General features: G+C 68.4%; 19 protein-coding genes. 7 read left to right on the top strand and 12 right to left on the bottom strand.

Annotation, left to right across the window (positions count from 1 at the left end; translation table 11 throughout):
• Positions 1-37: 37 nt before the first annotated feature.
• A complete protein-coding gene (locus ACSQ9E_RS22575) occupies positions 38-1,276 on the top strand; it encodes an FAD-dependent monooxygenase (protein ID WP_436176989.1) in 1,239 nt (412 codons plus the stop codon).
• On the opposite strand, the gene ACSQ9E_RS22570 is transcribed toward ACSQ9E_RS22575, so the two are convergent.
• A complete protein-coding gene (locus tag ACSQ9E_RS22570; protein WP_436219228.1) occupies positions 1,273-1,626 on the bottom strand; it encodes a MerR family DNA-binding protein in 354 nt (117 codons plus the stop codon). The two genes, ACSQ9E_RS22575 and ACSQ9E_RS22570, sit on opposite strands and share 4 nt — an antisense overlap.
• Before the next feature lie 91 nt (positions 1,627-1,717).
• On the opposite strand from ACSQ9E_RS22570, the gene ACSQ9E_RS22565 reads away from it, so the two are divergent.
• Positions 1,718-2,176 carry a hypothetical protein gene (locus ACSQ9E_RS22565; protein ID WP_436219227.1) on the top strand — a complete coding sequence of 153 codons (459 nt, stop codon included), beginning with the start codon at positions 1,718-1,720 and terminating at the stop codon, positions 2,174-2,176.
• Here the strand turns inward: ACSQ9E_RS22565 and ACSQ9E_RS22560 are convergent.
• From ACSQ9E_RS22560 to ACSQ9E_RS22530, 7 genes are all read right to left on the bottom strand, one after another.
• On the bottom strand, positions 2,148-3,329 hold the full coding sequence (locus ACSQ9E_RS22560; protein WP_436220252.1) for an MFS transporter: 1,182 nt from the start codon (positions 3,327-3,329) through the stop codon (positions 2,148-2,150). The genes ACSQ9E_RS22565 and ACSQ9E_RS22560 overlap by 29 nt on opposite strands.
• 178 nt (positions 3,330-3,507) lie before the next feature.
• Complete coding sequence (kynA, locus tag ACSQ9E_RS22555) at positions 3,508-4,398, bottom strand: tryptophan 2,3-dioxygenase (protein ID WP_057203454.1); 891 nt, start codon at positions 4,396-4,398, stop codon at positions 3,508-3,510.
• Positions 4,399-4,401: 3 nt separating this feature from the next.
• A complete protein-coding gene (kynU, locus tag ACSQ9E_RS22550) occupies positions 4,402-5,709 on the bottom strand; it encodes a kynureninase (RefSeq protein ID WP_436219226.1) in 1,308 nt (435 codons plus the stop codon).
• Positions 5,710-5,734: 25 nt separating this feature from the next.
• Positions 5,735-6,391, bottom strand: coding sequence for an arylformamidase (kynB, locus tag ACSQ9E_RS22545; protein WP_057203456.1), 657 nt, complete (start codon positions 6,389-6,391; stop codon positions 5,735-5,737).
• Positions 6,392-6,501: 110 nt separating this feature from the next.
• Positions 6,502-6,837: a YkgJ family cysteine cluster protein gene (locus ACSQ9E_RS22540; protein ID WP_057203457.1), complete on the bottom strand. Its 336-nt coding sequence runs from the start codon at positions 6,835-6,837 to the stop codon at positions 6,502-6,504.
• A gap of 15 nt (positions 6,838-6,852) precedes the next feature.
• On the bottom strand, positions 6,853-8,286 hold the full coding sequence (locus ACSQ9E_RS22535; RefSeq protein WP_436219225.1) for a sensor histidine kinase: 1,434 nt from the start codon (positions 8,284-8,286) through the stop codon (positions 6,853-6,855).
• Positions 8,283-8,939, bottom strand: coding sequence for a response regulator transcription factor (locus tag ACSQ9E_RS22530; protein WP_057264750.1), 657 nt, complete (start codon positions 8,937-8,939; stop codon positions 8,283-8,285). The genes ACSQ9E_RS22535 and ACSQ9E_RS22530 overlap by 4 nt, the downstream gene beginning before the upstream one ends.
• Positions 8,940-9,034: 95 nt before the next feature.
• Here ACSQ9E_RS22530 and ACSQ9E_RS22525 point away from each other — a divergent pair, with 95 nt between their 5' ends.
• From ACSQ9E_RS22525 to ACSQ9E_RS22515, 3 genes are read left to right on the top strand one after another with little or no spacing between them, the layout of a single operon-like run.
• Positions 9,035-9,256, top strand: a complete 222-nt coding sequence (locus ACSQ9E_RS22525; RefSeq protein WP_157421849.1) for a hypothetical protein — start codon at positions 9,035-9,037, stop codon at positions 9,254-9,256.
• Positions 9,257-9,298: 42 nt separating this feature from the next.
• Positions 9,299-11,263: an alpha/beta fold hydrolase gene (locus ACSQ9E_RS22520; RefSeq protein WP_436219224.1), complete on the top strand. Its 1,965-nt coding sequence runs from the start codon at positions 9,299-9,301 to the stop codon at positions 11,261-11,263.
• Positions 11,264-11,273: 10 nt separating this feature from the next.
• On the top strand, positions 11,274-11,663 hold the full coding sequence (locus ACSQ9E_RS22515; protein ID WP_436219223.1) for a hypothetical protein: 390 nt from the start codon (positions 11,274-11,276) through the stop codon (positions 11,661-11,663).
• A 20-nt stretch (positions 11,664-11,683) separates the two neighbouring features.
• Here the strand turns inward: ACSQ9E_RS22515 and ACSQ9E_RS22510 are convergent, their stop codons facing one another.
• Genes ACSQ9E_RS22510 through ACSQ9E_RS22500 form a run of 3 tightly spaced genes read right to left on the bottom strand, consistent with a single transcriptional unit; the run spans position 11,684 to position 14,514 of the window.
• Entirely contained in the window at positions 11,684-12,364 is a 681-nt protein-coding gene (locus ACSQ9E_RS22510) for an HD domain-containing protein (protein ID WP_436219222.1), read from the bottom strand.
• Between the two features lie 11 nt (positions 12,365-12,375).
• Positions 12,376-13,284 (bottom strand): ornithine carbamoyltransferase, encoded by a 909-nt coding sequence (gene argF, locus ACSQ9E_RS22505; RefSeq protein ID WP_057203464.1) that lies wholly within the window; start codon positions 13,282-13,284, stop codon positions 12,376-12,378.
• Between the two features lie 33 nt (positions 13,285-13,317).
• Entirely contained in the window at positions 13,318-14,514 is a 1,197-nt protein-coding gene (locus ACSQ9E_RS22500) for an aspartate aminotransferase family protein (protein WP_436219221.1), read from the bottom strand.
• Positions 14,515-14,760: 246 nt separating this feature from the next.
• On the opposite strand from ACSQ9E_RS22500, the gene ACSQ9E_RS22495 reads away from it, so the two are divergent.
• Positions 14,761-15,096 carry a DUF3579 domain-containing protein gene (locus ACSQ9E_RS22495; RefSeq protein WP_057203466.1) on the top strand — a complete coding sequence of 112 codons (336 nt, stop codon included), beginning with the start codon at positions 14,761-14,763 and terminating at the stop codon, positions 15,094-15,096.
• Positions 15,097-15,291: 195 nt separating this feature from the next.
• On the opposite strand, the gene rpsT is transcribed toward ACSQ9E_RS22495, so the two are convergent.
• Positions 15,292-15,591, bottom strand: coding sequence for a 30S ribosomal protein S20 (rpsT, locus tag ACSQ9E_RS22490; protein ID WP_057203467.1), 300 nt, complete (start codon positions 15,589-15,591; stop codon positions 15,292-15,294).
• A gap of 293 nt (positions 15,592-15,884) precedes the next feature.
• On the opposite strand from rpsT, the gene murJ reads away from it, so the two are divergent.
• Positions 15,885-17,450, top strand: coding sequence for a murein biosynthesis integral membrane protein MurJ (murJ, locus tag ACSQ9E_RS22485; protein WP_057203503.1), 1,566 nt, complete (start codon positions 15,885-15,887; stop codon positions 17,448-17,450).
• The last annotated feature ends 56 nt before the right edge of the window (positions 17,451-17,506 follow it).

Raw genomic sequence — 17,506 nt, 5'->3', positions numbered from 1 at the left:
CAAACGCAGGGCGCACCGAGCGGGCGACAATCGGCGCATGAAGAAACAGGTGCTGGTGGCGGGTGGTGGCATAGGGGGGCTGGCAGCGGCCCTGGGCGCATCGCGTGCCGGATGGGATGTGCGGCTGTACGAGCGCGCCGCCGCCTTCAGCGAGGTGGGGGCGGGCGTGCAACTGGGGCCCAACGTGGTGCGCCGGCTGCAGGCCTGGGGCCTGCAGAAGCCGCTGCAGGCCGTGGCGGCTTTCCCGGCCCGTCTGCAGGTGCGCAGCGCGCTCTCGGGGCGCGCTTTGGCCGAGCTGCCTCTGGGCGCCACGGCCATTGAGCGCTATGGCGCCGCCTACGCCACCATCCACCGTGCCGATCTGCATGGGCTGCTGCTGGCCGCCGTCACCAAGTACACCGACACCCAGTTGAACCTGGAGCATGCCATCGAGGCTTTCACCGACGGCAGCACGGCAGTGAACGCCATTCCCGGTGCCGAGACCGCCATCACCGTGCACACCAGCCGGGGCAAGGAGGTGGAGGGCGATGCGCTGGTAGGGGCCGACGGCCTGTGGAGCGGCACGCGCCTGCAGCTGCTGGGCGATGTGCCGCCACGCGCCACGGGCCACCTGGCCTACCGCGCCCTGGTCCCGCAGGACGCCCTGCCCAATGCCCTGCGCACCCAGCAGATCACCGCCTGGCTGGGCCCGCGCCTGCATGTGGTGCAGTACCCCGTGCGGCGCGGCGAGCTGCAGAACCTGGTGGTCATCATCGAAGGCCCGGCGCCCGAGGACATGCAGGGCTGGGACCATGCCGCCAATGCCGCCGACCTGGAGCAGGCCCTGCAGGGCGCCTGCCCGGCACTTCAGCATGTGGTGTATGGCGTGGCCGCAGCCGGCGGTGGCTGGCGCCTGTGGCCGCTGTGCGACCGCCCGCCGGTGCGCGGCCCCGGCGATATGGCGCAGGGCCTGGTGGCGCTGCTGGGTGACGCCGCCCACCCCATGGTGCCTTACCTGGCCCAGGGCGCAGGCATGGCCATCGAGGATGCGGCCGAACTGCAGCGGGCCCTGTCCATGCACGACCTGGAGGTGCCGCTGCGCCTGACCCGCTATGCCCTGAACCGCTGGCAGCGCAATGCCCGCGTGCAGGCCCGTGCCACGCGCAATGGCCGCATCTTCCACGCCATGGGGCCGGTGCGCTGGGGGCGCGATGCCTCGCTGCGCCTGCTGGGCGCGCGCGTGCTGGACCTGCCCTGGCTCTACCGGGGCGACGGCTCGGTGGCCAGTTCGCTTTAAGAAGCCGCCAACGGGCAGTCCGCCAGCACCCGCTCCGCCAGCGTCTGGCGCAAGGCCTGCAGCGCGGCGATGCGTGCGTCGATTTCGAGCAGCTTGGCGGACAGCACTTCGGTAACGGCGGGCGCCGGATCGGGTGCGTCCCAGATCGCGGGCAGGCGGTCGCCGATCTCCGCGAGCGTGAAGCCCAGTTGCTGCGCCGTGCGGATGTACTGCACCAGCATCAGCACCTCCTCGGGGTAGTCGCGGTAGCCATTGGGCAGGCGGCGTGCGCGGATCAAGCCCTGTTGCTCATAAAAGCGCAAGGCCTCGCGGCTCAGTCCGGCGGCGGTGGCGAGTTCTCCAATCAGCATGGGGCGCGTTTTTCCAAAAAAAGTGCTTGACCCTGAAGCGTACTTCAAGGTGGAAGCTCGGAGCCTTCTTCACTCCGATCTTTTTTGCACCATGCATATCCCCGCATTTTCCTCGCCCCGCTACCTGAGCATCGTGCGCGCTGGCGGCTGGTACGACCTGTTCGTCACCTGGCCTTTTGCGCTGCCGTGGACCTTTGCCTGGCTCTATGGCCTGCTGACCTCGGTGTCCACCACACTGGGCCTGCCCGGTACCCTGCACCCGCTCGATGGCACGCACATGCTGCTGGCCAATCTGCTCGGCTCGGTGGTGGTGGTCTGGTCCATCGCGCGCATTGCGGCACCCAGCATGCTGCTGGGCCGGCTCGATGGGCTGGCGCGCTTGCTGTTTGCCGCCTGGCAAATCCATGCGGTAGCCCATGGCGCCAGCGCCATCGTCCTCGGATTCACCGCATTCGAGTTGCTGTTCGGCGTGCTGCAGTGGTGGCGCGTGGCGGGGCAGGGGGCCGTGTGCCCGCCGCAGATCAATGCGCGGGCGCCGGCAGCAGTCTGAACGACACCACCCCGGCCGCCAGCAGCGCCGAGATGGTCAGCATCACGGCCACGTAGGGATCGACGCCGTGCGCAGAGGCCAGCGAGGCCGCCAGCCCCGTGAGCCACTGCATCAGCGCCACGCCCAGGAACAGCGCCATGGTGAACACCGCCATGGCGCGCCCGGTCATGGCCGCCGGGTAGGCCGAGCGCACGTCCGCATACTGCAGCACCATGTAGCCCGACAGCAGGCCCACGGCGATGGGGCCGGCCACGTCCAGCCATTCCTGGTGCAGCAGGCCGATGGCCAGGAACAGGCCGGACAGCAGCACGGTAAAGCCCATGATCCAGCGCCTGCGGTGTGCCGGCCCTGGGTCCAGCCGCCCGAAGAAGGCCGGACTGAAGAGGGACACCAGAGACGCAATGACGGCCACGTTGCCGCTGGCCACCAGCGAATAGCCGTGCCGCTCGATCAGCAGCGGCCCCAGCCACAGCCCGCGCAGCGTGAGGAAGGAGGCATAGGTGGTCAGCGCCAGCAGCATGATGCCGGCGGTGTGCGGCAGCAGGAACAGCGCCCCGAAGCCGCGCACGGCGGAGCCTATTGACTCGCGCGGTGTGTTTTCCAGATGCTGCGGCTGCGCCGGCTCATGCACCTTCCACCAGATCAGCAGCCAGGCCAGCACGGCCAGGCCCGCGAGCACGCCAAAGCCCATGCGCCAGGACGAGTGCTGCACCAGCCAGGCCAGCGGGGTGCCCGTGAAGAGCATGCCCAGGCCGCCCACGCCCATGGCCACGCCCGACACCAGGGCGAAGCGGGCCGCAGGAAAGTAGCGCGCAATGAACACGGTGCACACCAGGAAAGCGGGCGCGCAACCCACGCCGATCAGCACCTGCCCGAGCAGCACGGCGCCATAGCCCGGGGCCAATGCCGACAGCAGCGAGCCCGCAATCGTCAGCGGAAAAGCCGTGAGCAGTGTGCGCCTCACGCCGTACAGGTCGATGCCCACCCCCATGAACAACTGCATGCTGCCGAACGCAAACGCAAAGGCCCCCGCAAACGCCCCCAGTGCCTGCGCCGAGAGCCCGAATTCCGCACGCAGCCCGGTGGCGATGATGGCGGTGATGGTGCGAAAGGCCTGGCTCAGCGCAAAGCCCGAGACCAGGGCCAGCAGCATGACCCAGGCGACACGGGGTGCGAGCAAGGGTGGTGGTGGGGACGTGTGGGCGGACTCTGTGGTCTGGGGCGGCAAGGGGGGTCTCCGGGAGGGCGCGCACGGCGCGTCGCCCCTGCCGAGGGTACACGGTGCGCCAGTGATTGGCTGTCCCCCATGCGGAGGGGGACGCCTTCCGGGGTCAGAGGTCCGTGCGCAGCTTCCAGATCTCGGGGAACAGCACCACGTCGAGCATCTTGCGCAGGTAGCTCACGCCGCCCGTGCCGCCGGTGCCGCGCTTGAAGCCGATCACGCGCTCCACCGTGGTCACATGGCGAAAGCGCCACAGGCGAAAGGCATCTTCCAGGTCGGTGAGCTCCTCGCCCAACTGGTACAGGTCCCAGTGCTTCTCGGGCGCGCGGTACACGGTGAGCCAGGCCTGCTCCACCCCATCGCTCTCGGCGTAGGGCAGGGTCCAGTCGCGCTCGGTGTGGCTGGTGGGCACGGCGATGCCGCGGCGCGCCAGCAGGCGCAGGGCTTCGTCGTACAGCGACGGCGCCTCGTAAGCGGCCTGCACCTGGGCCAGCAGGTCGGCGCGGTGCTCGTGCGGCTTGAGCATGGCGCGGTTCTTGTTGCCCAGCGAGAACTCGATGCTGCGGTACTGGTAGCTCTGGAAGCCACTGGACTGGCCCAGGTAGGGCCGCATGGCGCTGTACTCGGGCGGCGTCATGGTGGCCAGCACGTCCCAGGCATGCACCAGCTGCTCCATGATCTTGGAGACGCGGGCCAGCATCTTGAAGGCCATCTGCAGTTCGTCCCGGGCGATGTGGCCGATGGCAGCGCGCAGCTCGTGCAGCATGAGCTTCATCCACAGCTCGCTGGTCTGGTGCTGCACGATGAACAGCATCTCGTCGTGCGCGGGCGACAGCGGCTTTTGCGCCGTCAGGATGGCATCGAGCTGCAGGTAGTCGCCATAGCTCATGGATTGGCTGAAGTCGAGCTGGGCGCGCTCTTCGTGCACGATGGATTCGGGCACGCCGCTGGCGGGGGCTGCTGCACCAGGCTCTGCAGGGGTGTTGGAGAAGGGGCACATGGCTCAGGTCACCGCGTGGATCTGGTTGAACTCGGGGCGCTGCCACTCGGCCGCGTCGAGCACCTGGCGCAGGTGCTCCACTGCATTCCACACGTCCTCGTAGCCGATGTACAGCGGCGTGAAGCCAAAGCGCAGGATGTCCTTGTGCGGGCCCTGGCCGCCGTCGCCCTTGCGGAAGTCGCCGATCACACCGCGCGCGATCAGCGCCTGCACGATGGCGTAGGCGCCACTGCCCTGGCCATTGAGGCCCTGGCCCTCGTCGCGCGTCAGGCACACCTGCGAGCCGCGTCGTGCATGCTCGCGTGGCGTCGCCAGGCCCAGGCCGTGGCCCGCGCAGCGCTCTTGCACCAGGTTGATGAACAGATCGGTCAGCGCCAGCGACTTGGCGCGCAGCGCGGCCATGCCGCCCAGGGGCTGGGCCGCGTCGAACACATCCAGGCCGCACTGCAGGGCCGACAGGCTGATGATGGGTTGCGTACCGCACAGATAGCGCGTGATGCCGGGGGCGGGTTTGTAGTCCGGCGTGAACTGGAACGGCGCGGCATGGCCCCACCAGCCCGACAGCGGCTGCCAGAAGCGGTTGGCATGGCGCGGGTGCACCCAGGCGAAGGCTGGCGCGCCCGGGCCGCCGTTCAGGTACTTGTAGCCGCAGCCGATGGAGAAATCGGCGCCCGCGCCGTTCAGGTCCACCGGCACGGCGCCCGCGCTGTGCGCCAGGTCCCACACGGTGAGGATGCCGGCGGCATGCGCAGCCGCCGTGGTGGCCGCCATGTCGTGCATGGCGCCGGTGCGGTAGTTCACGTGCGTGAGCATCAGCACCGCCACGTCGGCCGTCAGCGCGGCGGTGATCTCCTCGGGCTCCACCAGCACCAGCTCCAGCCCGCGCTCCTTGCACAGGCCTTCGGCGATGTACAGATCGGTCGGGAAGTTGCTGCGCTCGCTGACCACGCGCTTGCGCGTGGGGCTGTCCTCCCGGGCGATGTTGAGCGCGGCGCTCAGCACCTTGTAGAGGTTGATGGAGGTGCTGTCGGTGCACACCACCTCGTCCTTGCCCGCGCCGATGAAGGGTGCGAGCTGGTTGCCCAGGCGCTGCGGCAGGTCGAACCAGCTGGCGGTGTTCCACGAGCGGATGAGGTCGGTGCCCCATTCGCGCGTGACTACGTCGGCCACGCGGGCCGCGGCGGCCTTGGGCAGCACGCCCAGCGAGTTGCCGTCCAGGTAGATCACGCCCTCGGGCAGGCTGAAGTGCCCGCGCAGCGGGGCCAGGGGGTCTTGCGCGTCGAGCGCGCGGCAGTCTAGCAAGGTGGTCATGGCAGTTGCAGTGTGGTTCTCGGAATCAGGTCAGTGCGCGAAGGACGGCGCGTACCGGGGAGGCATCGGCCGTGGTGAGCTTGAGCGGCAGGGCGATCAGCTCATAGTCGCCCTCGGGCACCTCGTCGAGCACCAGGTTCTCGAGCACGCGCAGGCCGCGCTGGCGGATGACCTGGTGGCTGTCCAGCGTCTTGCTGTCAGCCGGGTCGATGCTGGCCGTGTCGATGCCCACCAGCAGCACGCCCAGGTCGGCCAGGCGCGCGATGGTGGCGGGGGCGTAGGCGGCCAGGGCCCCGTCCCAGCGGTCCACCGGCATGTGTTCGTAGGTGCGCACCAGCACGCGCTGGGGCAGGGTGGCATCCACGGCGTGGGCGATGTGCTCCCACTCGATCAGCGGGCTCCGTCCGATGGCGTGGATCACACGGCAGGGGCCCAGAAAGGGCTCCAGCGAAACATCGCCGATGGTGGCGCCATCGGCGTCGTAGTGCAGCGGCGCATCGGCATGCGCGCCCACATGGGGCGACAGGGTGATGGCGCTCACGTTCACCGGGCAGTCTGGCCCGATGGTGGCGCACCACTGCTGCGAATAGGCCGTGTCGCCGGGAAACACCGGGCTGCCCGCATGCACGGGTGGCGAGATGTCCCAGAGCGTGCGTGCGGTGGGGGTGTGGCTGGCTTGCATGGGACAAAGTTTGCATGTCCCGCAAAACCCGTGGTGTCGGTTAATTCCAACAGCAGGGTGATTTTTGTTGAAGCCTCAACTACTTTGCCTGTGCCGCCCTGGTAGGGCCTTCAGAAAATGATGCCGTCTTGCAGGGGTTGCATCCCGTGGCGCATGCGCGCGCGGTTGCACGCATGGTCGCCGGCCTCGAACTCGCGGCAGGGCGAGGGCCGCCACTCGTAGATGCCGCAGGCCGCCTTGTCGCCCACCTTGCCGGTCAGGGCGGCACAGCGCGCGGGCACGTGGTCGGTGCCGCGCATGCGGCAGGTGCTGCCGGTGACCTCGACCGCCAGTCCGTTGGGCACTGTGCCGCCCATGGCCTGCGTCTCCTCCACCGCAAAGTCCACGCGAAAGCTGGCGCAGCAGGCGCCGCAGGTCAGGCAGGGGTGGATGGACTCGTCGGGCATGTGGAGGGGGAGGGGTCAGGCAGGGCGCGGGAGAGGAATGCTAACGAAAAAGCCCACACCCTGCCCGTTCAGCCCGTCGCCAATCTGCACCTGCCCACCCATGCGGCGCGCCGCCTGCCGCACGATGGCCAGGCCCAGGCCCGAGCCATTGGCGGCATGCCCTGTGCCACGGTAGAAGCGCTCGAACACCTTGCCGCGCTCGGCCGGCGCAATGCCGGGGCCGTCGTCCTGCACCGACAGGTGCAGCATGCCGGATCCGCGGCGCAGGCCCACGGCCACCGAACCGCCTGCCTGGGCATAGCGCACCGCGTTGTCGATCAGGTTGTGCACCACCGATTCCAGGGCCGTCGCGTCGAGCCGCGCCGGCACGCTGTCGGGTGCGTCCAGCGACAGCTCGATGCGCTGCGCCATGGCGGCGGGTGCCGCCTGCGCCAGCGCGGCACGCAGCCATTGCGCCACGTCCATGTCGCGCGGGGCCGGGCGCTGGGCGTCGTCGAGCGCGGCCAGGTCCAGCAACTGCTGCGCCAGATGCGAGGTGCGCGCGATGGCCTGCTCCAGGTGCGCCTGGGCCTCGGTGCGCTCGGCTGCGCTCTCTGATCGCGCCATCACATGGGCCTGCGCGGTGATCACGGCCAGCGGGGTGCGGATCTCGTGGGCAGCGTCCTGCACGAAGGCGCGCTCGCGCTCCACCTTCTGGCGCAGGCGGGCGAGCAGGGCGTCGAGCGACTGTTCCAGGGGCTTGAGCTCGCGGTGCCGGGCATGAAAGCCCACGGGCTGCAAGTCGTCGCTGCCGCGCTGGGCAATGCGCCGGGCCAGTTGCTGCAGCGGCCGCAGGCCGTTGCGCACCGACAGCCATACAGGCAGCAGCACGAAGGGGGCCGCCAGCAGCAGGTAGGGCACGAGGGTGCGGCCGTTGTAGTGCAGGTAGTCCGCGTCGGCGCGCTTCGGTTCCAGGATGCGCAAGGTCCAGCGCGCACCGTGGCCCGTATAGATGCGGTAGGGCTGGCCCTGCACGGTGGTCTCCGTGAGCGACGAGCTTCCGTGATCGCGGGGTAGCGGCAGGTCCATGCCCTGCAGCCCGCTGGCGGCATAGACCAGCCGGCCCGAGGCACCATCGCGCAACTCGTGCATCAAGGCCCCGGGCAGCAGGCCGGTCTGGCGGCGGCGCACATTGGTCCAGTGGTCTGTCGAGGCCAGGGCGGCGGCCGCATGTGACGCATCCGGCAGGTCGGCCAGCGACTCCAGCACGGCGTCGCCGTACTTGAGCATGCCCGGGCCGTAGGTGATGGCCTGCTTGTACTTCAGGTAGTTGTAGCCCAGCAGCACGGCCCACACCAGCACGAAGGCCACCATGACCGAGGCCACGCTGCGGCGCACCAGCGTGGGCTCTGACAGCCGCTGCCACAGCACGCGCAACCGCTGGGAATGGTGTGGCGCCACGCTGCTCATGGCTGCAGCAGGTAGCCCACGCCGCGCACGGTGCGTATCAGCTCCGCGCCGATCTTGCGGCGCAGGTTGGACACATGCACCTCGATGGCGCCAAAGTCCATCGGCTCGCCCAGTGGGTCGAGCCGCTGCGCCAGCACGCCCTTGGGCACCACGGCGCCGGGCTCGCGCGCCAGCTCCAGCAGCAACTGGAACTCGCGCGGCGACAGGTCCAGCGGCACGCCACCGCGCTGCACGGTGTGGCGCCGGGGCTCGATCACCAGGTCACCGAGCGTCCAGCAGTCGCTGGCCTGGCGTGCGCTGCGCCGCAGCACGGCGCGGATGCGCGACATCAGCTCGGCCGTGGCGAAGGGCTTGACCACGAAGTCGTCGGCCCCACCATCGAGCCCGGCCAGCCTGTCCTCCACCGCCGAGCGCGCGGTGATGACGATGATGGGCACCTGCTCGCCCTGGCCGCGCCAGCGCGCCAGCAGATCGAAGCCGCTGCCGTCGGGCAGGGTCAGGTCCAGCAGCACGCAGTCGATGGTGGTGGCGTCCACCGTGGTGGGGGCGTCCACCGCGCGGCGCAGCCACTCGCTGCTCAGCCCCTCCACCTTCAGGGCAGACTGCAGGGCGCGGCCCAGGTCCAAATCGTCCTCGATCAGCAGGATGTGCATCGCGCGATTGTGGCGCCTGCGGGCTTAAGGCCGGCCAAAGGCGGCGGCAGCGGGCTTTGGCATTGCCACAGCATGGGCTGGACAGAATCCACCGCATGACACTTACCCACTTCCATGCGTTGCTGGCACTGCCCTGGCTGGCGTGCGCCCCTCTGGGCGGCGCCCCCGCAGGGCCGGCCCTTGCCCCGCTGGCCTGGTCGTCCACCGACCACTGGACCCGGCAGGGCCGCACCGCCCCCTGGCTGCCGCCGCCGGTCCGCGAGCATGGCCCAGGCGCTGGTGCGGTGCTGCCGAGCAGCGCCTTTGGCTGGGCTTAAGCAAAGGCCCCGCACAATCGGTGGCATCCTGGGGAGCCCCGCATGCTGCTGATTCGATCGCTGAGTTGTCTGGCCCTGCTGGCGTCCCTGGCGGGCTGCGCCACGGGGCCCACGCACCCGTCCTTGGCCGGCGCGCCCCTGCCCGAGCTGATTCCCGTGCATGACTTCGTTGCCAACCGCCAGGCCACGGGCAGCTACCGCGTCTCGCCCGATGGCAAACACCTGGCCTGGACGGGGACCGAGGGCGTGAGCCCCGCCATCTGGGTGCGCACGCTCGGCAAGGATGATGCCCGAGCGTTCCCGATCCGCGCGCGCTTCTTCCGCTGGACAGCGGACAGCCAGTACCTGGCGGCCGTGGTCGATGGCTCGGGCGACGAGAACACGCATGTGCATGCGGTGGCCGTGCACCGCCAGGGCTCAGCCTGGGTGGACCTTACGCCGTTCGACAAGACCGCGTCCCACCTGCTGCAGACGGTGGAGGGCGGGCCCGACCTGATGGTCACGACCAACCGCCGCGACAAGAAGGTGTTCGACCTGCACCGTGTGGACCCGCGCACCGGTGCCCACACCGTGGTGGCCACCAACCCGGGCAACGTGGCCTCCTGGGGCGTGGACCGGCAGGGGCGCCTGCGCACACGGCTCATCGTGTCGGACACGGCCAGCCAGCTGCAGCGCCCCGGCGCGGCGGCAGACAGTGCCTGGACCTCCATCGCCGAATGGGGCCGCTTCGAGGGCCTGCGCCTGCTGGAGCCCGATGCCAGCGGCCAAGCCATGTGGGCACTGTCCAACCGCGGGCGCGACAAGGTGGCGCTGGTGCGCATGGACCTGGCCACCGGCGCCGAGACGCTGGTCCATGCCACGCCCGAGGTGGACCTGGACTACGTGCTCATCAGCCGCACCACACAGCAGCCGCTGATTGCCTATTCCATGCCCGGCTACCCCCGGCGCGAGGTGTTCGACGCCGCGCTGCGCCAGCGCCTGGCCGTGCTGGACAAGGGCCAGAACGCCGAGATCGCCGTGACCAGCAGCGACGACCAGGAGCGCACGCTGACGGTGGCCGTCACCACGGAGCGCAGCACCAGGAGCTACCTGCTGCCCGGCGAAGGGGGAAAGCCTGTGTTCCTGGGCGAAAGCCGCATGGCCCAACTGGCCTCGGCGCTGACCGCCACGGAGCCCGTCTCTTTTGCCAGCCGCGACGGGCTCACCCTGCACGGCTACCTGACCCTGCCCGCCGGCGTGGCCGCGAAGAATCTGCCCATGGTGCTGCTGGTGCACGGCGGCCCCTGGGCGCGCGACCGCTGGGGCGACAGCGCCGCCAGCCGCAGCCTGCAGCACTTTCTGGCCAACCGGGGGTATGCCGTGCTGCAGGTCAACTACCGGGGCTCGTCGGGCTATGGCCGCACCTTCATGGAAAAGGCCATCGGCGAGTTTGCCGGCAAGATGCACGATGACCTGGTCGACGGCGTGCAGTGGGCCGTGCAGACCGGCGTAGCCGACCCGCGGCGCGTGGCCATCTACGGTGCGAGCTACGGCGGCTATGCCGCCCTGGTGGGTGCGACCTTCACGCCCGAGGTGTTCGCCTGCGCGGTGGACGTGGTGGGCCTGTCGCACCTGGCACGCTTCATGGAAACCGTGCCGCCTTATTGGGAGATGGGCATGGTCGGCTGGCGGCGCTACATCGGCGACCCCGCCAAGCCCGAAGACCGGCGCTTGATGGATGCCAAGTCGCCCCTGTTCAAGGTCGGTCCCGCCACCAGCCCCTTGCTCATCATGCACGGCGTGAACGACCCGCGTGTGAAGCTGGAGCAGTCGGAGTTGATGGTGGCCGCCCTGCGCCGCGCCGGGCGGCCGGTGGACTACGTCACCTTCCAGGGCGACGGCCACGGCAACCAGAAGTGGAGCAACAACCTCACCATGTACCGCAAGACTGAGGACTTCCTGGCCAGTTGCCTGGGCGGGCGCACGGGCGGGTTCGATTACTACCAGCTGGCTTCCTGGGCTTTCTGAAGGAGGATGTATGGATCGACGGGGAATGGCCATGGTTCAGCGGGCCCGGTGCCTGGCCCTGGCCGGCGTGGCTGCCGCCGCCCTGGTGGTCGGCAGTGCGCTGGCCCAGCCCGCAGTGCCGGCGCAGGCGGATGGTCAGGCTGGGCCGGTGCTCACGCGGGCGCGGGTCGTCTCTGTCCAGCAGGAGCCGGGAGGGCCGCTGTACGTGCGCCTGAAGCTGCTGCCCCGCTCCAAGCTGCCCTTCACGACGCAGCGCTTCACGGTGGTCGACCGCACGCTGCTGGTCGGTATTGCCGAAGGGGCCTGGGTCAAGTTCACCGCCAAGAGCGTGGAGGGCGAGAACACGCTGACGTCCATCCAAATCGCCGAGGAGTGCAAGCGCTTTCAGCCCTGTGATTGAAGCGCCAGCGTCGGCGCTCCTCACGCGTAGAGCGTGCCGTTTTTCAGGGCGGTCAGGGCGTTGGCGAGGTTGGTGCGGGCCTGGGCTTCATACCGCCCATGGAACCAGTCGGTGCCATAGATGCGCGGCCGCTCCAGAAAGCCCCGCAGCACCGCGCTGCGGCCCGCCACATAGCGTGGCCAGCGCACGAAGAAATACTCGCGCCGCACATTGCGCTCGAATTGGCGGTACACCGCGTCGCTCTTGCCGAGCACGGCCAGGTCGATATCGACGACCCACTGCGCATCGCCTGTGAGCGGGCCGGGGTTGTGGCGTGTGTCGAGGATGAACTGGTGCACGGCCTGCACCAGTGGGGGCGGCAGAACCTGCGCGGCCAGGAAGCGGCTGGCCCAGTCGGCGCTCTTCTCTTCATTCAGACGGCCCCAGGGCCGGTAGACGGCATCGTGGAACCACAGCGCCAGCGCCACGGCATGGGGCTGCTGCAGCGCGTCGGGCAGGGTGGTCTGCACCGCCTGCAGTTGGCGCAGGCAGGCCCACAGGTGCGTGGTGTCATGGTAGGCGCGTGGCCAGCGCGCCCAGGCCAGTACCAGGCGCCGGCCTTCGCTGCGCCAGGCGGGCGTATCCCGGCCCAGGGCCTGGCCCAGCGATTGCCAGTGCGCCAGCAGTTCGGCGCAATGGGCGGGCTGGCGGCGCCAGGGCATGGTGAAGAGACTCAGGCCACTTTGCCCAAAAGCAGGTACTCCATCAACGCCTTCTGCGCATGCATCCGGTTCTCGGCTTCATCCCAGACAACCGATTGCGGCCCGTCGATCACATCGGCTTCCACCTCTTCCCCCCGGTGCGCCGGCAGGCAGTGCATGAACAGCGCATCGGGTTTGGCGGCGGCCATCATCTCGGCGTCCACGCACCAGTCGGCGAAGGCCTTCTTGCGCTCTTCGTTCTCGGCCTCGTAGCCCATGCTGGTCCACACGTCGGTGGTCACCAGGTCGGCGCCCTTGCAGGCTTCGAGCGGGTCGCTGAAGAATTGGTAGCTGCCGGCGGTGGCACCGGCCAGCTTCTCGTCCACCTCGTAGCCGCGCGGCGTGCTCACATGCACCTTGAAGCCCAGCAGCGCCGCCGCCTGCAGCCAGGTGTTGGCCATGTTGTTGCCGTCACCCACCCAGGCCACCGTCTTGCCCTGTATCGAGCCGCGGTGCTCGATGAAGGTGAAGATGTCGGCCAGGATCTGGCAGGGGTGGAACTCGTTGGTCAGGCCGTTGATCACGGGGACGCGCGAGTGCGCCGCGAAGCTTTCTATCTTGGTCTGCTCGTAGGTGCGGATCATCACCAGGTCCACCATGCGGCTGATGACCTTGGCGCTGTCCTCGATGGGCTCGGCGCGGCCGAGCTGGCTGTCGCCCGTGGTCAGGTGCACCACGCTGCCGCCCAACTGGTACATGCCGGCCTCGAAACTCACGCGCGTTCGGGTGCTGGCCTTCTCGAAGATCATGGCCAGCGTGCGGTCCACCAGGGGGTGGTGCTTTTCGTAGGCCTTGAACTTCTTCTTGATGAGCGCGGCACGCTCGAACAGGTAGGTGTACTCGTCGGCGCTGAGATCGTTGAACTGCAGGTAATGTTTCATGGCATTGCGGCGCGCTGCATGCGCGCCCAGGGTTTATTCGGCCAGCAGGGCTTTGACCAGCGGGACCAGCTTGGCGACGATCTCGTCGGCCTCGGCGGTGGACAGGATCAGTGCGGGCACGAGGCGGATCACCTTGTCGGCCGTCACGCTCAGCAGCAGGCCGGCTTCGGCCGCCTGGGCCACCAGCACGCCGCAGGGCTTGTCCAGTTCCACGCCGAGCATCAGGCCCTGGCCGCGCACTTCCTTGACCCCGGGCAGGCTGCCCAGTTCGCGCACGAGCGCGGCCTTCAGGTGCTCACCCACGGTGGCTGCATTGTGCAGCAGACCGTCTTCTTCCATGATGCGAATGGTTTCCACACCGGCGCGCATGGCCAGCGGGTTGCCACCGAAGGTGGTGCCATGGTTGCCCGGCTGCAGCACGTTGGCGGCCTTGGGGCCGGCCACTACGGCGCCGATGGGCACGCCCGAGCCCAGGCCCTTGGCCAGGGGCATCACGTCCGGCACAATGGCGGCCCACTGGTGCGCGAACCACTTGCCGGTGCGGCCCATGCCGCACTGCACCTCGTCGATCATCATCAGCCAGCCGCGCTCGTCGCACAGCGTGCGCAGCTGCTGCAGGTACTCGACGCGCATCGGGTTGATGCCGCCTTCGCCCTGGATGGTCTCGAAGAACACGGCCACCACGTTGGGGTTGCCCTCGGTGGCCTGCTTGATGGCCTCGATGTCGTTCAGCGGCACGCGCACGAAGCCTTCCACCAGCGGGCCGAAGCCGTTGTGGATCTTGGGGTTGCCGGTGGCCGACATGGTGGCGATGGAGCGGCCATGGAAGGCCTTCTCGTAGACCACGATCTCGGGCTTGGCGATGCCCTTGTCCACGCCGTACTTGCGCGCGATCTTCAGCGCTGCCTCGTTGGCTTCCAGGCCCGAGTTGCAAAAGAACACGTTGGTCATGCCCGACAGCTCCACCAGCTTGGCCGCCAGGGTCTCCTGCAGGGGGACGTGGTAGTAGTTGGAGGAATGCATGATCTGGCTGATCTGGTGCTGCAGCGCGGGCACCAACTGGGGGTGGTTGTGGCCCAGCGTGTTCACGGCGATGCCGCCCAGGCCATCGAGGTATTCCTTGCCGTTCACGTCCCACACGCGGCAGCCTTGACCGCGGGCCAGCGCAATCGGCACGCGGCCATAGGTGTTCATCACGTGGGGCGAGGCGGCCTCAATGAAAGCGGTCATGCAGAAATCTCCTGGCGGTGCGGTGAGAGGGTGGGCTTGTCCACCCCGAAAACGAAGCACGATTCTAGGGGCCATGCGATGACCCGCTGTTGACGATTGCGCATCACTGCAATGCGCGTGGCCGGCGATGCCTTGTGCGCTGGTAGGAAATAGGGAGGTAGCTCTTATATAAGAGTTAGAATGCTACGCTGCAGTGCAGCATGCAGTGATCCTGTGGCTACCGGCTGTCCATTACACTTCGACCCGATGGTTTCCCCCACCTCCAAAGAGATCTTCATCCAAGGCGTCACCCACGACGGGAAAACCTTCCGTCCCAGCGACTGGGCTGAGCGTCTGGCGGGGGTGATGAGCAGTTTTCGCCCCGGTGGGGCGCGGCCGGGTAGCCACCTGAGCTATTCGCCCTGGTGCATTCCCACCACCCTCAATGGCATCAAGTGCGTGGTGGTGCACCGTGACCTGCGCGACCACGAGCCCATGGCCTGGGATTTCGTCGTCAACTTCGCGCGCGACAACAACCTGCAGGTGGCCGAAGCCTGCCTGGTGCCGGATGCTCCGGTGCTGCCCCCTCCCGTCAAGCCCTGAAAGGGCGCCCGCATTGCAAGCATGAAGGCCCCTCGGGGCTTTTTTTGTGCCTGGACGGGGCATGGCATCTGCCGCATTCGCGCCCCGGAAACGAAAAAACCGCCCAGAGGGCGGTTCGTTCGTTTTTTTGCTGGCAGCGCACCCGTTACAAACGGCGAACGGCGCGGGCCGTTCGGGCTGTTTGCCTGAAGAGGGTCAGGCGGCCAGGGCCAAGGCTTTCACCTTGGCAGACAGACGGCTCTTGTCGCGAGCGGCCTTGTTCTTGTGGAAGATGCCCTTGTCGGCCACGGAGTCCACCACGGCTTGCATCTTGGCGAACAGTTCGGACGCCTTGGTCTTGTCACCGGTCAGAACAGCCTTTTCGACGTTCTTCACAGCGGTACGGTATTTGGAGCGCAGCGAGGTGTTCGCGGCGTTGAGTTTCGTGTCCTGACGGACGCGCTTGCGGCCCGACGCCAGGCGCGGGTTCTTCTTCTTGGGTTTAGCGGATGCCATTGATGTGTTTCCTTAAGGTCTGAGGATGATGCCAGCAAAGCCCGCGATTATAGCCCAGTCGGCCAACCGGGCCCAGAGGGCGGCATATGAACGCCCGAAACAGGGCTTTTGGTAAGCGGGTGAAACACTGGGCGCCACTTCACACCCGCCTCGCAGACTTCATCTTCACTTCACGGTCGCCGCCAAGACTGCCTCGTCCATTCCACGCGGAGACTCTCTTGGCCCCCCTTTTGCCCAACCCTCCGGCGGTGGCCGCCGCCGCCCTCCACCCGCCAACGCATACACTCCCGGCGGTGTCATTGCTCAAAGCTGCTTCCACTGTCTCCCTGCTGACCCTGGCCTCCCGCGTGACGGGCCTGGCGCGCGATCTTCTGATGGCCTCCTTCTTCGGGGCCAATGCCCTGACGGACGCCTTCAACGTCGCCTTCCGCATCCCCAACCTGTTTCGCCGCTTCTTTGCCGAGGGGGCGTTCAGCCAGGCCTTCATCCCGGTGCTGGCCACCAGCAAGGCGCAGCAGGGGGAAGACGCCACGCGCGTGCTCATCGCCAACGTGGCCACGGCCCTCACTTGGGTGCTGCTGCTGACCTGCTTGCTTGGCGTGGCGGGGGCGCCGGTGCTGGTCTGGGCCCTGGCCAGCGGCATGCGCCAGAGCCCCGAGGCCTACGACGCCGCAGTGCTCATGACGCGCTGGATGTTCCCCTACATCGGCTTCATGTCCCTGGTCGCGCTGTCGGCCGGCGTTCTGAATACCTGGAAGCACTTCACCGTGCCCGCAGCGTCGCCGGTGCTGCTCAACCTGTCCATGATCGGCGCGGCCCTGCTTGGCGCGCCCCAACTGGAGGCGCGCGGCATCGAGCCCATCTACTCCATGGCCGGCGGGGTGCTGCTGGGCGGCGTGCTGCAGTTGGCGGTGCAGATCCCGGTGCTGGCACGCATGGGCCTGTTGCCGCGCATCGGCGTGACCTGGCGCGCCATCCGCATGGCATGGGCCGACCCGGGCGTGCGCAAGGTGCTGTCGCTCATGGGGCCCATCCTGCTGGGCGTGGGCGTGGCGCAGATCTCGCTGATGATCAACACCCAGATAGCGTCCTACCTGAAGCCGGGCAGCGTCACCTGGCTGTTCTATGCCGACCGGTTGATGGAGTTCCCCACAGCGCTGCTGGGCGTGGCCCTGGGCGTGGTGCTCACCCCGCAGCTCACGGCGGCCAAGGCTGCGGGCGATTCGGACAAGTATTCCGCCATGCTCGACTGGGGCCTGCGCATCGTGGTGCTGCTGGCCGTGCCCTGCGCTGTGGCCCTGCTCACCTTTTCCAAGCCGCTGGTGGCCACGCTGTTCCACTACGGCAAGCTGGCCGACAGCGATGTGGGCCAGATCGCCATGGCCCTGTCGGGCTACGGCGCGGGCCTCTTGGGCTTGGTGGCCATCAAAGTGCTGGCGCCGGGCTACTACGCCAGCCAGGACGTGCGCACGCCCGTGAAGATCGCCATCTCGGTGCTGGTCATCACGCAGTTGCTCAATGTGGCGCTGGTGCCTTGGATCGCCCATGCGGGCCTGGCCCTGTCCATCGGCCTGGGGGCCCTCATCAATGCGCTGTGGCTGCTCATCGGTTTGCTGCGGCGCGGCAGCTACCAGCCGCTGCCGGGCTGGGGCCGTTTCATCCTGCAGGTGGTGGCTGCAAGTGCCTTGCTGGCCACCCTGCTGGTGTGGTCGTCGTACCATTTCGACTGGCTGGGCCTGCGCGCCGCCAAATGGCAGCGCATCGGCCTGCTGGCGGCGCTGATGGCGGCATCGGCCGCGCTGTATTTCGGCGCGCTGTGGGCGGCGGGCCTCAAGCTGCGCAAGATGCTGCGCCGCTGAACCGGCAGACCTGTGGCCCCGCGAAATAACCCTGTACCGCGTGACTTTTGCCGCTT

The sequence above is a fragment of the Acidovorax sp. LjRoot118 genome (assembly GCF_964253575.1).
In the GTDB taxonomy this organism is placed as follows: Bacteria; Pseudomonadota; Gammaproteobacteria; order Burkholderiales; family Burkholderiaceae_C; genus Acidovorax.
The sequence above is the reverse complement of the archived record's forward strand: the minus strand, read 5'-3'. Positions and strand labels throughout refer to the sequence as shown.

Excerpts from the sequence above, each read along its gene's own strand:
- ACSQ9E_RS22575 (WP_436176989.1), top strand. The coding sequence starts at position 38 with ATGAAGAAACAGGTGCTGGTGGCGGGTGGTGGCATAGGGGGGCTGGCA.
- ACSQ9E_RS22570 (WP_436219228.1), bottom strand. The coding sequence starts at position 1,626 with ATGCTGATTGGAGAACTCGCCACCGCCGCCGGACTGAGCCGCGAGGCC.
- ACSQ9E_RS22565 (WP_436219227.1), top strand. The coding sequence starts at position 1,718 with ATGCATATCCCCGCATTTTCCTCGCCCCGCTACCTGAGCATCGTGCGC.
- ACSQ9E_RS22560 (WP_436220252.1), bottom strand. The coding sequence starts at position 3,329 with ATGCTGCTGGCCCTGGTCTCGGGCTTTGCGCTGAGCCAGGCCTTTCGC.
- kynA (WP_057203454.1), bottom strand. The coding sequence starts at position 4,398 with ATGTGCCCCTTCTCCAACACCCCTGCAGAGCCTGGTGCAGCAGCCCCC.
- kynU (WP_436219226.1), bottom strand. The coding sequence starts at position 5,709 with ATGACCACCTTGCTAGACTGCCGCGCGCTCGACGCGCAAGACCCCCTG.
- kynB (WP_057203456.1), bottom strand. The coding sequence starts at position 6,391 with ATGCAAGCCAGCCACACCCCCACCGCACGCACGCTCTGGGACATCTCG.
- ACSQ9E_RS22540 (WP_057203457.1), bottom strand. The coding sequence starts at position 6,837 with ATGCCCGACGAGTCCATCCACCCCTGCCTGACCTGCGGCGCCTGCTGC.
- ACSQ9E_RS22535 (WP_436219225.1), bottom strand. The coding sequence starts at position 8,286 with ATGAGCAGCGTGGCGCCACACCATTCCCAGCGGTTGCGCGTGCTGTGG.
- ACSQ9E_RS22530 (WP_057264750.1), bottom strand. The coding sequence starts at position 8,939 with ATGCACATCCTGCTGATCGAGGACGATTTGGACCTGGGCCGCGCCCTG.
- ACSQ9E_RS22525 (WP_157421849.1), top strand. The coding sequence starts at position 9,035 with ATGACACTTACCCACTTCCATGCGTTGCTGGCACTGCCCTGGCTGGCG.
- ACSQ9E_RS22520 (WP_436219224.1), top strand. The coding sequence starts at position 9,299 with ATGCTGCTGATTCGATCGCTGAGTTGTCTGGCCCTGCTGGCGTCCCTG.
- ACSQ9E_RS22515 (WP_436219223.1), top strand. The coding sequence starts at position 11,274 with ATGGATCGACGGGGAATGGCCATGGTTCAGCGGGCCCGGTGCCTGGCC.
- ACSQ9E_RS22510 (WP_436219222.1), bottom strand. The coding sequence starts at position 12,364 with ATGCCCTGGCGCCGCCAGCCCGCCCATTGCGCCGAACTGCTGGCGCAC.
- argF (WP_057203464.1), bottom strand. The coding sequence starts at position 13,284 with ATGAAACATTACCTGCAGTTCAACGATCTCAGCGCCGACGAGTACACC.
- ACSQ9E_RS22500 (WP_436219221.1), bottom strand. The coding sequence starts at position 14,514 with ATGACCGCTTTCATTGAGGCCGCCTCGCCCCACGTGATGAACACCTAT.
- ACSQ9E_RS22495 (WP_057203466.1), top strand. The coding sequence starts at position 14,761 with ATGGTTTCCCCCACCTCCAAAGAGATCTTCATCCAAGGCGTCACCCAC.
- rpsT (WP_057203467.1), bottom strand. The coding sequence starts at position 15,591 with ATGGCATCCGCTAAACCCAAGAAGAAGAACCCGCGCCTGGCGTCGGGC.